The sequence below is a fragment of the Novipirellula methanifontis genome, assembly GCF_052161655.1.
Taxonomy (GTDB): Bacteria; Planctomycetota; Planctomycetia; order Pirellulales; family Pirellulaceae; genus Novipirellula.
Genome location: NZ_CP197418.1, coordinates 5,451,434 through 5,464,360, shown reverse-complemented (window position 1 = coordinate 5,464,360; position 12,927 = coordinate 5,451,434). Strand labels below are relative to the sequence as shown.

Here is a 12,927-nt window from a genome sequence, read left to right as displayed (position 1 = left end):
GAGTGGTGAATGCGATAATGCTAATCAATATCCTGGGCCGTGACAGCGCGGACAACTTCGGCATCGAAGTAGTTGATCTCCATCGCGGCATCCACCACGATCGATTGGGCCGCGATACCGCTGCTACGTGGGCTCAGTAAGAACGCGGCCGTGTTGGCAACTTCGTCCGTGGAAATGGCACGGCCACGGGGGATGACTTTTTCAGCGTACAAATACGAGTCAACGTAGCCTGGGATGCCAGCCGACGCACTTGTCTTCAACAAACCGGCTGAGACCGCATTGAATCGAACTTCGCTAAAGCGACTAAATGATTTCGTCAAAAACGCCAATGACGATTCGAGTGCCGCCTTGATCGGTGCCATGAATCCGTAGCTTTCGCTGGCCATACGTGTTGTGCTAATCCCGATCGTAACTACTGACGCCTGCTTGGCGAAACGATCGCGAAGCGCATTACAAACGGCGATTAGAGAGTAGGCCGAGATATCAACGGCCTGCAGAAATTGGCGACGCGTCGTCTCGTGGAACGGGCGAATGCCTTCGGGGTAGTCGGCAAACGCGATCGAGTGGACCAAACCATCAATCGTGATCCCGTCCGCTGTAAGCGTATTGGCCAGCTGATCAATCTGAGCTTGATCTTCGACATCACAAACCAACACGGTCTCACCACTTAGTAATTTGCCAAGACTCTCTTTTCGCGATTCACTTCGCACGCTGTAGATTACGCTCGCGCCCGCGGCACGCAGCACTTTAGCGATGGCGAACGCGACGCTTTTTTTGTTGGCCACGCCCATGATCAAAATCGTCTTATCACGAAGAGACAAAAAGTCGGCGACGGGTTCGTTTGGTTCAGTCGAATTCACAGCAGTATCAGATTGTGGGAAAGTGTGTCGAATCAGCGTATCGAAGTGAAATTGCGTGGTCGTGATGTGCCGACGCCGATGCCCGTCAACGTTGTTTAACAGGCGCCCGCGGCTGGCGGGTTGTCGTTTTAATCGAAAAGTCGATCCAGTGGTGAGTCGTGGGCCGTAAGGCACCGGGTAATGCGTATGCGATCCACACTTCAACCGACTTAGGGCTCAGCGGTAAATTAATGTCGTAGTGGATCTTGCTAAAGATCCTGCCCCCAGGACGTGTAGCCACGTCTACTACGGTAAAACCGACACATATTTTACGGTCGACCGACTTATCCGGGATTGGCCACGGTACAGGCGAAGTTTAGTCGTGCAGTGACTTTCCCGCCAAGTAGCATTTTGCCCGTCAGGAAAAATGCATTGCTGACGTGATCCTCCAATTTGGCGTGAATTTCGACGGTATCGCCTGGGCGCACCATATTTTTGAATTTCACATTGTCCAAGCGGGTTGCGACTGGCACCGACCCTTCGGGCATTTCGGCAATTTGGGCCAGCAGAATCGCGCCGGCTTGCAAACAGCATTCGCACTGGATCACGCCAGGCACAATCGGGTGGCCTGGGAAATGCCCTTGCACGAAAAACTCGTCTTCGCTGAACGTTTTTTTGCAAACGATTTCGGTTTCGGTCATCGAGACAATTTCGTCAACAAGTCGCATCGGTTTGCGATGCGGAATCAACTTTTCGATTTGGTCAATAGTCATACGGGAACGTAGAGGTGGAGTGGAACTGCCAACGTCGTAATGGTGAATGATTCTCTGCAAACTCAGCTTATGATTGTTCGTAGGCTTCCGCGAGGGCGCCGATTACGGACGCCTGGTCACCACATTGCGAAAACGACAGTCCCGCAAGGTTGCGAAACCCATCAAGTGCGTGGCGGTAATATGCTTGTTCGGCTTGTTTGACATACCTGCGACGCAACTCGTCCGACAAGTCGCAAACGCCGCCACCGATGACAAGCAGATCAAAGTCGCCAATGTAATTGATGATCAACATCGCAACGCCGAGTGCGGCCGCTTGATCGTCGAACAACTCGACTGCCAAGGGATCTCCGGCGGCCGCAAATTCTCGGAGCTGCTTGGCTTTGTCCTTGATCGAACAATCAAGTGAGTTCAGCGGATGGTCGCTCCATTGCGGTAACGACAAACGGTAACCGAGTTGATGTGTCAACGCGGTCAGCGAAACAGCGGACTCCGCCGAACTATAAGCGTTGCCCACTTTTAGCTGACGATCATGGTCGTAACGAAACGAATCGTAGGGCAGGAACATGTGCCCTGCATGGCCCGCACGTCCTTCACGCCCGCGGACCACTTTTCCTCGCGAAACTTCGCCACCGCCGAGTCCGGTGCCCACGGCCATGAAAAACAACGAGTCGAGCTTGTCCGGTTGATGATCATCCGGATCGATCGGCGGTGCGTCCTCCCACACAAGCTGGTCAGTGCGGATGACGTACTCGCCAAGTGCCGCAGCTTGCCCGTCACCTAGATAACGAACCGGGGTCTTTCCTCCGGATTTTGACAAACGAGATTCTAAGTTTGCACGAATCCCAAAGTTGACCCAATCCGGGTGAGCCAGATTCGGCGTGGTCAACAACACGCCATCAAGCGTGGCCGGACCTGGCGTCGCAATGACCACCGACTGTACGTCAGCGATTGTCCCGTCGAGACTCTGCAGGTTGCTGATTACTGCGTTGTGAAGGTCTTCGACGGTCGCCGCTGGCCCCTCACTGGACTGCGTCCGGAATTGATCCGAGATTCGCAGGATCTCGCGTTTCTCGTTTCCGATCGCCACCGTTGACGTGGTTCCACCAACATCGATACCCACAAAAAATGTCACAATGCACCCTCCTGAAATAGCAATCGCTGGGCGAAAAGAATTGGAGCCCAACATCAGAATAACAGCGAATGACCCGCCAAAGTAGACCCAAGATTAGATCTATTGGGCGACCCGCTTTACCAGATTGTCGCTGATCGCTCTGCGATCAGTACGTTGGATCGCGGGGGACGTACGGCTTATTACTTTTTATTACTTTCGTAGCTACCTTCGCCAGAAGGTGGTGATTCGCATTAGACGCCAACAATCCACGCTCTGGCGAGCGTAGCTACCAGAAAATCGTTCACGGCGTTGGGCAGAGCCTCGGAACCAGAAAACTAGACAAGCAGGTCGAAACTCTTGACGAGTTCCGCTACCCCTGTCATTGCGTTTACCGAACCGCAACAAGCTTAGCAATTCTGTTTTGCAAACGCTCGCATGTCGCTCTCGATGCCTTCGAGTCGTTTGGCGATCGTTTGACCCGCCGCATCCAAATCTTGCGATTCCGCAGGCGAAACACGAGTAAAGACGTACAATTTGATCTTCGGCTCGGTACCGCTCGGACGCGCCGCGACGTAATTGCCTTCTTCGTCCAAGTCCAGGATGATCAAATCGCCCTGAGGTCCCGAAAGAGGCGATTTCTTGCCGCTTGCGACATCCAACTTCACTTGACTTCCATAGTCGCGGATCTGGTTCACCGCGATGCCTGCGAGCGATTTTGGAGGTGCTTCGCGGAACGCTTTCATTAAACGCTGCATGGCCGCCATGCCCTCACTGCCTTCCATCACCAAGTTGATCAACGCCTCCTTGTGGTAGCCATGTTGGCGATGAAGATCGGCCAAGCGAGTGTGAAGCGATTTGCTTTCCGCTTTCAATTCCGCTGCCAATTCGCTCATCAACATACAAGCGACCGCACCATCCTTGTCACGTGCGTATTGTCCCACCAAGTAACCATGAGATTCTTCGGTGCCGAAAACGAATTCGTCTGGTCCTTCGCGATCCATGACTTCGGCAATGTATTTGAATCCGACGAGCAGATCGCCCACGCACCGAACGCCGTAACTTTCCGCGATGCGTCGAATCAATTCACTGGTGACGAGTGTTTTGACAACGTAATGGTCGGCGGATAAGGTTCCGGCGGCCTTACGCTTGCTGAGGATGTATTCGGCTAGCAGCGACCCGATTTGGTTGCCATCGAAGGTGCCCCATTCGCCTGTGGTATCGGTCGTCTTGGGAGCCGCCACACCCAGTCGATCGCAATCAGGATCGGTCGCCAGGATCAAATCAAAGTTTTCTGACTTCGCGTATTCAATGGGTTTATCGAACACCGCTTTGTTTTCCGGGTTGGAGACATGCCCGGGAACGTTGGGAAAGTCGCCACTTTTTTCTTCATGTGGCCCGTAGACTTCGACTTCTTTAAAACCGTCCCGTTCCAATAGTGGCATTACCGCTTCGGCACCGACACCATGCAGTGGCGAGTACAGGATCTTGGCGTCGCGAGGTCCGGGGAAAGCTTGTGCTGCGGCGGCCTCCAAAAACGCTTTGTCGATTTCTTCGGTGACCACTTCGACGTGTCCATCGGCCAATGCTTTGTCAAACGGGGCAACATTGATTTCTTGGCATGACATCACTTGTTCAATGATCGCCTTGTCGTGCGGCGGCAACACCTGAGCTCCGCTTGACCAATAAACTTTTACCGCGTTATCGCTCGGCGGGTTGTGGCTGGCGGTCACCATGATGCCGCAATCACAGTTTTTGTAGCGAACCGCGAACGACAACTGAGGTGTAGCGCGGTAATCGTCAAGCAAATAAACCTTGAATCCCGCAGCGACCATGATCCCGGCACATAGCTCGGTAAAATGCCGCGATTTGTGGCGAGTGTCATAGGCGATCGCACAAGACAATTGACCACTGCGTCCTTCGCGTTTGGCGTAATCGACCACGTAGTTCGCTAATCCTTGCGCACTTTCGCCGATTGTTCGATCGTTGATCGCGTTGGAACCGATTGGATACATCCGTCCACGCCGACCGCCGGTACCGAATGGAACAATGGTCCAGAATACGTCATCCAGCTTCTGCCACTGGCCTTCACGGATGTGTTTAGCAACTTCGTCGCGGTACGGAGCATACCGGTCTTCGGTCAGCCATGATCGAATGTGGCCTGCAGCCGACTTGCTAATCTTTGACTCGCTCGCAGCGGTTTCAACAGCGGATAGTAGTTCTTGCACGAATCGCTCCGAAATAGTTAATCAGTGGTCAAAAAAACAGAGGCAGGATGTCCGATGTTACGGGTTCGCAGTTAAGCTATGCGTCTGAAAACCCGAACCGGCCCACCGATGGGCTGCCGCGGATGCGGCATCGCAATCATATACCATGCCGGCGGGATCCGCTTCGCATGGTGGACGCACCGTCGTTGATACCCCGTGTAGAACGTGATTCTATTTGTTTTGCAGGGTCACCTGCAACGTGGGGCGGCAAAAACTAACTTCATTCACTCACTCTTCTTTCACGTTGAACAGACCACCCCTTATGAGCGATTTAATCATTAGCGTCAGCGGACTTCGCGGTATCGTTGGCGAGTCATTGACGCCCGAAGTCGCCGTTCGCTTCGTCGCTGCGTTTGCGTCAAAATTGCCAGACGGTCCAATTGTCGTGGGCCGCGACGGGCGCAGCAGTGGAATTATGCTGAAACAAGCGATCATCGCAGCCTTGAACGCTTGTGGGCGAGATTGTATCGACGCCGATGTCGCCGCGACGCCAACCGTTGGTGTTCTCGTACGCACGCGAAAGGCGGCAGGAGCGGTTCAAATTTCCGCCAGCCACAATCCGCCTCCGTACAACGGCATCAAACTGTTCGGACCTGAAGGCCGCGTTTTGGATGCGGTCACGGGAGCGGCGATTCGCGATGCTTACCTCGCTGGCGAAGCATCCTGGTGCTCGTTCGACAAAATCGGCTCATCGTCATCCGAGTCGGATCCTCATGCAGAACATTTGGACATGGTGCTTGCGACCGTTGATGTCGACGCAATCGTAAAAGCCAAACATCGTGTGTTGTTGGACAGTAATCATGGCGCAGGCGGATTGCTCGGCAAACGACTGCTCGCCGCGCTCGGCTGTGATGCGGTGATTGTCGGCGACACACCGGACGGCAATTTTGCTCATGTGCCCGAGCCGACGGCCGACAATTTGACTGGGATCGCCGAGCAAGTTCGCAAGCACGGTTGCAGCGTCGGATTTTGTCAGGATCCTGATGCGGACCGATTGGCACTCGTTGATGGAGACGGCCGTTACATCGGCGAAGAATACACGTTGGCGTTGTGTGTGAAACGAGCGATGCAACACGAATCGACTCGCGGCGCGATTGTAATCAACGGCGCGACCAGTGGGATGAGCGAGCGATTGGCGGCGGAAGCAAACGTCGAAGCGTTCCGCAGCAGCGTGGGCGAAGCGAACGTGGCTGACATGATGATCGCGAAAAACGCGAAATACGGCGGCGAAGGCAACGGCGGTCCCATCGACCCTCGCGTGGGCTACGTCCGCGACAGCTTTGTCGGAATGGCGCAAGTGCTCGACTTGATGACCGCGACCGGCAAGACGCTGGCCGAATTAGCGGATGGACTGCCTAAGCTTCACATCCACAAATCAAAAGCCGAAGTCTCCGCTGAAAAATTGCCGGCTTTGTTTGAAGCGTTGATCGCGACTCACAATGATGCAACCGCGAGCACCGGTGACGGTCTGCGATTGGCGTGGGCGGACAAATGGTTGCTAGTCCGCGGCAGCAACACCGAGCCGATTGTGCGATTGATTGCCGAAGCGGAAAGCGAGGCCGAAGCACGTTCGTTGTGCGACAACGCCGCTGCAAAATTGGCCGAGATCTCGTAGCACGCCAAAGCAGTAGTTGTCGCAGAAAACCCGTCGTAGCCAAAATAGACGTAGCGAAACTCGCCAAGAGTTTCGGCTGGGACCTGCTCGCACCCTAACCCAGCGGTGCCGGGTGGACAATTGAGACAATCGTTCTACATAGAGCGAAGAAAATCGAATTCAGACTGTAGGGCCGGTTCCTACCGGCCGACTCCGTCGAGCCGTCAACGACGGCCGGTGGGAACCGGCCCTACCCGAAACTGCTTTCGAGGCTCCTACCTCGTCTTTGCGCGCTCGGCAGGCGGGAGCCTGCAATTCATTGGGTTACCAGGCGGGAGCTTGGGAACGAGTGCAGGTGCTCACCGAATAGGCGACGAAAGTCGAACTCAGCCCTTTTTCGCGATCAGATCGTCGAGCTCTTGTTTCAGCTTGGGCAGGATCTCGTCATAGCCGAATGCGCCCAAGGCTTCGGTGCCGCGTTTAAGATTGACTTTTGCCGGACCACACCACAAACCAAGATCGGCATCATCGGTTTCGCCGGGGCCGTTTACTCGGCATCCCATCACGGCGATGGTGATCGCGTGGTTCTTGGCATACTCAGTCATCTCTTTGACGCTGGCCGCCAGTTCGATGAACGCTTCGTTTTCGACTCGTGAGCAACTCGGGCAACTGATAATGTTGAGCGTCGAGTCGTCAAAAACGACGACGCTCCGCACACGCCCGCTGTAAATGTCTTGGACGATTGAAAGCCCCGCGTCAATCTCTTCGGGTTTGCGATCGTTGGGCAGCGTGAGCGAGACGCGTACAGTGTCGCCGATCCCTTTGCCGATCAACTGCTCAAACGCGATCCGTGTTTTCACGATCCCATCGGGCGGCATGCCGGCTTCGGTTACGCCGAGATGCAGTGGCACGTCGGGACGCAATTCAGCGAACCGCTTATTGACCTCGATTACTTTGCGAGGATCGCTGTCTTTGAGTGAAACGACATAGCGGGTGAAGTCGAGCGAATCCACAAGTTCACAGTGTTCGCGGGCGCTTTCGATCATCGGGGTGATCGAGTCCGATGGATCGTACAATTCCTTTTTCGCCGGATCCATACTTCCGCAATTCACGCCGATGCGAATCGCACAATCGTGCTCTTTCGCCTGGTCGATGATGAACCGCACCTTGTCTTGCCACGGTTTGTCGCGTTGATGGTGGTACAGATGGCCGGGGTTGTAGCGAATTTTGTCAACGTAGGGCGCGACCTTCTCGGCCAAGCGAAAGTTCTCTTGCAGATCGACCGCCAAGTTGGCCGTCGTCTGCTTGCGAATTTCCGCGAGCGCCTCGGCGTCCTTGTCGCTATCGACGGCGATGCGAACAACGCCCGCTCCCTGTTCACGCAATGCTTCGGCTTGCGCCACGGTAGCGTCGATATTTTGCGTCTTCGTCGCCGTCATACTTTGCACGGCGATGGGATGATTGTCGCCGACAGTGATCGAGCCGATTTTGACTGGACGAGTGGGGTTACGCTGTATTGTCATCTTCGTAATGGTTCGCTGGAATTGGCCTCGGATATGGCGAATACCATAGCGGATGCACGCCGTTTTCCCTAGTACTTGGCCAGCGTGATTGGCGACGGCTATTTAACGCTGCTGCAGTGCCGCCCCCAATTGTGCGACGAAGGGGGCCATTTCGCGGTGAGCACGTTGCATTGCATCTGCCGAGCGTGAGGGGACTCCGTTTCGTTGCAAATCGTTAATTTCGCGGCTCAATTGCTCCCAGCCGTCCATTAAATGACTTGCTTCACGCTGTAATTCACCGAATTCGGCTCTCCCGCTTAACTGAGAATGGAGCCGTTTTGCGTGAATGTAGAAATCTTTTGATCCTTCGACCAGGGAATTTCGTTTTGATTGGGACGAGATATAGCGGCTGAATCGCTGCACATCGGCGTCCAAATACTCAGCATTCCCCTCTAGCGAGGCTGCAGCTTGAACCAAACTTGCCAAATCGATGGGCGTGCTGCTTGATCCGGAGACGTTGAGCGCTTGACGTAATTGCTCACAAACGCTGTCGACTTCCACAATCATGCTGTTGGGCAACGTCCCCATTTTAATGTACGAACCACGCAAGCCGTTCCAGTCGGAATCGATGGTTTTGAAGATACCGCCCAAATCACGCATCGACGCATTGCGAGCGGTCGCAGTTTCGAATTGACGACATTGGTCGTACAACCGGCGACTGGATTCCATCACGCGAATTTGGTCGGATGGATTCAAGGACACCATCGATCGCAACGTCAAACGGTCCAAGATGCTGCCAACGCTCGCCTGCAAGCGAACCGACGCCGCTCGCACGTCCACCGAGCTGGTCGGCGGCGGAATCCACAACAATGCATATGTCTGGTTCGCAACGTCGCGAATCCGATCCAAGCGACGATTCAGATGTCGATCATTGATCGCGGCCACGCGGCGCCCCAACGGACTCCATTGACCAACGAACTCAGTGAATCGAGAAACAACATCCTCGTAGCTGCCTTCGGCAACCGACTGTGCTTGGCTGAGTAGCTTCTGCTGCAACAAGCGGCAATCGTGCGTCATTTCTTCGGCCTGCTTGCTTGGCAATGAAGCCAGTTGTAAATCGTCGATCACCGTTTCCATGCAGGTGGATGCAACAATCATCAAGTCGCGTAATTGCGAACGATCGAACTGGGGGCCAATGTTAAGCCGACGCTCCATCGAAGCGATCAACTGGTCGGCGCGGCGAATCGAGCCTGTGCAATCGCTGTCAAGTCCATTGAGTGAACGCAGGTTGAACGATAGCTGCCGCCATCGCGAATCGAGTTCCGCATAGTGCAACGCTATCGGTTGCAGCGACGCGAGGTTGTCACAGCTTTGGATCAACGTTCGTGCGTCAGCTGCAATTCGGTAGGCCTGTGGCAGCAATGGACGAATGCTCGGAACGCTCGCCGAATGCTCACGCAGATCCGGAACCAAGCGGTCAACGGTAACGTAAAAGTCGACGAGTTCTTGGGCAAAATCCGCTGCCTCGCGACTGCGAACGTTGATCCTGGGGACCTGCGCCGTCGTGTTCGCACGACTGGCGGCCGGCGTCGGAGCAACTTGAACATTCGCAGGTTGATTTTGACGCGGTTGGTTCTGCTGGACCGGCGGTGCCGGCTGAGTCGGCAACCGATTGCGTTGCTCGCGTTCCAATTGTGCTTCCGCAATCGTGCGGAACAAACCTTCGATCAAGTCACCCCGCTGCGCTTGTGCGACCCCGGATGTTGTCAAAACGATCACGAGAAACAGAGCGGTGCTCGTTGAGCGGAGCAATAGAGAGCGATAATCGTGCGACATGACAAATCCATTAGAAGAGAACCGAAGAGGTCTCTGGATTGTAGCGCAGTCGACGCGAACTGCCCAGTCGAATTGGACTGGCTTCACGTTATCGCAATGAATCTTTATCCCGCGCGTCGTTGGCTGATTCGGGATGTGGTTTCGGATCGCCCCAACTGAGTGATGCTGCGATCGCTGAGCGGATAACGGATCCGGCTCACCGCATTCTGCATAGCGATCGCATCACGGAAACGCCGGTTGGGTGCAGGATCAATCGCCTTGCGAATCAATGCCACAAAATCGCTTGACAATCCTCGACGAAGCTTCTGATATCCGGGCAGTGGGGCTTCAAACGGATAATCCGGCAGCTCACCGGACAACATTCGATACAGCACCAAACCGAGTGAAAAAACATCGCTGCGAAAATTCGGGTGCCCCATCGCCTGTTCAGGTGCCATGTAGCCAAGCGTTCCGGATGCCGAAACGTGCTTGCCACTTTTTTGAAATCGTGCCAGCCCAAAGTCGGTTAAACGAACTGTCTGGTTTGCAAACAGAATGAAATTCTCTGGCTTGATGTCACGATGCAGGACACGTTGCTGGTGCGCATGAGCGACGGCATCAATCATCTGCAGTGAATAATCAACCGCGGTAGCGCGAGCCAAACGACGGCTCAGACGATCACAGAGCGTTTCGTCTCCCATGGGAAAGACCATCACGAAATGGCCTTCCACAAACCGAGCGTCCTTTAATTCCAAGATCCCGGGGTGGCGAAGTTTTGCCATGATCCGGACTTCGCGTTTCAGATCGTCAACCGATTGCGAGTTGGCGACGTGCCGCGAATCGGGAATTTTTAACGCGACGCGGCGGTCTTCGATCGTGTCGTGGGCGGCATAGACGGTGGCGAACCCGCCTTCGCCTAAACGGCTGATGATTCGGTATTTGTCTAACCGGCTGCCGATCCGAAGTGATTTTGGATTTCCCGACTCTTCGTTGAAAATTCGCAAGGAGGCGACCATGGCATCTTTCATCAAAAGCGGGGGCGTAGGCTAGGCTGCAGGCCTGGTTCCGGGCGGATCAGAGCCAGGCCGGCTGCCGAGATTACGCGAAAATCGTTCGAATCAAGCGCACTAGCAGAAGGACGTAGCCAGTATTTCCGGCGATCTTTGTGCTTCGTCCGTGTTCCGCTGTGCACTAAACGAGATGATCGTCATGACCGGGGCAGTTGTTACAGCAATCCCGTCCCCCAATAGCCGTACTTTTGATTTAGCGGCTAACGTGGTCCGAATATCCGTCACAGCTTTCCAAGGATTTCGGGCCTTGTATTCACTTGTCAGCCGAAGGACTACAATGACGAAACCACCGCTTAGCGGTAGTTCAACTCACCATGACGCACGTCTAGCACCCGCAAACTCTCCTCTAAACAACGAAAGACGCACCAATGCAATTGAATCGACGCCAAACCCTGATCGCCGGTCTCGCCGCCGGTGTCACCACCGCGATTGCTCCGAAAACGCTTCGCGCCGCCAATGCAAACGACGAGATTAATATTGGTTTCATCTCCTGCGGCGGCCGCGCCGGTGGGTTGATGAGCCAATTCAGCAAGGTTCCCGGTGTCAACATCGCTGGACTTTGCGATGTCGATTCCAAACGCCTCGGACTGGCCAAAGAACGATTCCCCAAAGCCCAAGGTTGGACCGACCTTCGTGATTTGATCGCCAGCGATTCGATCGATGCGGTTGTGATCGCGACCTGCAACCATTGGCACTGCTTGGCCGCCATTTGGGCGATGGAAGCAGGCAAGGATGTGTATGTCGAGAAACCATTGTCGCACAGCCAATGGGAAGGCCGACAAACCGTTGCCGCGGCACGCAAGTACGATCGGATTTGCCAACTCGGAACGCAACAGCGGTCTGACCCGATGCAGGCTGAAATCAAAAAGTTCTTGCACGAAGAAAAAGCACTCGGCGAAGTCACCTCGGCTCGTGTGAACCGCTATGGCATCCGCCCATCGATCGGCAAACTTGATAAACCACTGGAAATCGAAAAGAACGTTGCGTACGACTTGTGGCTTGGCCCCGCACAAGATGAACCGATCTATCGCAAAGCATTGCACTACGATTGGCACTGGGTTTGGAACACCGGATCGGGCGAGATGGGCAATTGGGGCGTGCACGTGCTGGATGATTGTCGCAACAATGTTTTCCAAGACTCTGTCGCACTGCCGAGGCGAATCTTCGGTGGCGGTGGACGTGTTGCTCTAAACGATGCTGGCGAAACGCCGAATGTTCACTTCGCCTATTTTGACACCGGATCGATACCGGTTGTGATCGGCTTGTCGAACTTGCCTTCGGCCCCCGGTTCCAAGAGCAGTCCGAAACACCCGGGCCCAAGCAGCGGCTACATCGCTTACTGCGAAGGCGGTCGATACGAAGGCCAACGTGGCGGCGGAACCGCGTTCGACGAACAAGGCAAAGTGATCAAGAAGTTTAAAGGCAATTCGGGTGACGTCCTTCACCAAGCCAACTTCATCGATGCTGTCCGCACCCGCGACCGCGAGTCGCTCAATGCGGAAATCGCTTTGGGCAACGACAGCACGGGTTGGTGTAATCTTGCGAACATCGCCTTCCGTTCGGGTGAAAACTTCACCAACGCAAAGGCCGCGGAACTCGATTCCTCCTTGTGGAAATCGTTACTCAATGAAATGGATACGCATCTGTCCGCTAACGGCATCGCGATGGAAAGTGACGAGATCAAGCTGAGCCCCATGCTGGAACTTGATCCTGAAACCGAGCAGTTTGTCGGCGAGCACGCCGATGCAGGCAACACGTTTTTGAAACGTCAATACCGAGCCGGTTTCGAAGTCCCCGATTTGGCGTAATGATACTGCCAGGTTGATGGAGTGACTGATCTAGCGATGGCCCAAATCGGGCCATCGCGTCGGGTTGTGAAGCAAACAACTAGCGTAGTGGATCTTGCTAAAGATCCCTGCACGATAGGAGTTTTAACGCGATCCACGACCCCACTAATCG

At 54.7% G+C, this 12,927-nt stretch carries 9 protein-coding genes; 2 read left to right on the top strand and 7 right to left on the bottom strand.

What is annotated here, in order from left to right:
• Window positions 1–20: 20 nt before the first annotated feature.
• From SH528x_RS19905 to SH528x_RS19890, 4 genes are all read right to left on the bottom strand, one after another.
• Window positions 21–860, bottom strand: coding sequence for an enoyl-ACP reductase FabI (locus SH528x_RS19905; protein ID WP_442505203.1), 840 nt, complete (start codon window positions 858–860; stop codon window positions 21–23).
• Between the two features lie 323 nt (window positions 861–1,183).
• On the bottom strand, window positions 1,184–1,612 hold the full coding sequence (locus SH528x_RS19900) for a 3-hydroxyacyl-ACP dehydratase FabZ family protein (protein WP_442505202.1): 429 nt from the start codon (window positions 1,610–1,612) through the stop codon (window positions 1,184–1,186).
• A 67-nt stretch (window positions 1,613–1,679) separates the two neighbouring features.
• Window positions 1,680–2,744 carry an ROK family protein gene (locus tag SH528x_RS19895; protein WP_442505201.1) on the bottom strand — a complete coding sequence of 355 codons (1,065 nt, stop codon included), beginning with the start codon at window positions 2,742–2,744 and terminating at the stop codon, window positions 1,680–1,682.
• A 386-nt stretch (window positions 2,745–3,130) separates the two neighbouring features.
• Complete coding sequence (locus SH528x_RS19890; RefSeq protein ID WP_442505200.1) at window positions 3,131–4,948, bottom strand: phospho-sugar mutase; 1,818 nt, start codon at window positions 4,946–4,948, stop codon at window positions 3,131–3,133.
• Between the two features lie 301 nt (window positions 4,949–5,249).
• Between SH528x_RS19890 and glmM the strand changes: the two genes are divergently transcribed.
• Window positions 5,250–6,602: a phosphoglucosamine mutase gene (glmM, locus tag SH528x_RS19885; RefSeq protein WP_442505199.1), complete on the top strand. Its 1,353-nt coding sequence runs from the start codon at window positions 5,250–5,252 to the stop codon at window positions 6,600–6,602.
• Window positions 6,603–6,967: 365 nt separating this feature from the next.
• On the opposite strand, the gene ispG is transcribed toward glmM, so the two are convergent.
• From ispG to SH528x_RS19870, 3 genes are all read right to left on the bottom strand, one after another.
• On the bottom strand, window positions 6,968–8,104 hold the full coding sequence (gene ispG / locus SH528x_RS19880; RefSeq protein ID WP_442505198.1) for a (E)-4-hydroxy-3-methylbut-2-enyl-diphosphate synthase: 1,137 nt from the start codon (window positions 8,102–8,104) through the stop codon (window positions 6,968–6,970).
• Window positions 8,105–8,206: 102 nt separating this feature from the next.
• The gene (locus tag SH528x_RS19875; protein ID WP_442505197.1) at window positions 8,207–9,919 is read right to left on the bottom strand and encodes a hypothetical protein; all 1,713 of its coding nucleotides are present in this window, start codon (window positions 9,917–9,919) and stop codon (window positions 8,207–8,209) included.
• A 104-nt stretch (window positions 9,920–10,023) separates the two neighbouring features.
• Complete coding sequence (locus SH528x_RS19870; RefSeq protein WP_442512143.1) at window positions 10,024–10,914, bottom strand: serine/threonine-protein kinase; 891 nt, start codon at window positions 10,912–10,914, stop codon at window positions 10,024–10,026.
• Between the two features lie 422 nt (window positions 10,915–11,336).
• Here SH528x_RS19870 and SH528x_RS19865 point away from each other — a divergent pair, with 422 nt between their 5' ends.
• Window positions 11,337–12,776 carry a Gfo/Idh/MocA family oxidoreductase gene (locus SH528x_RS19865; RefSeq protein WP_442505196.1) on the top strand — a complete coding sequence of 480 codons (1,440 nt, stop codon included), beginning with the start codon at window positions 11,337–11,339 and terminating at the stop codon, window positions 12,774–12,776.
• Window positions 12,777–12,927: the final 151 nt, after the last annotated feature.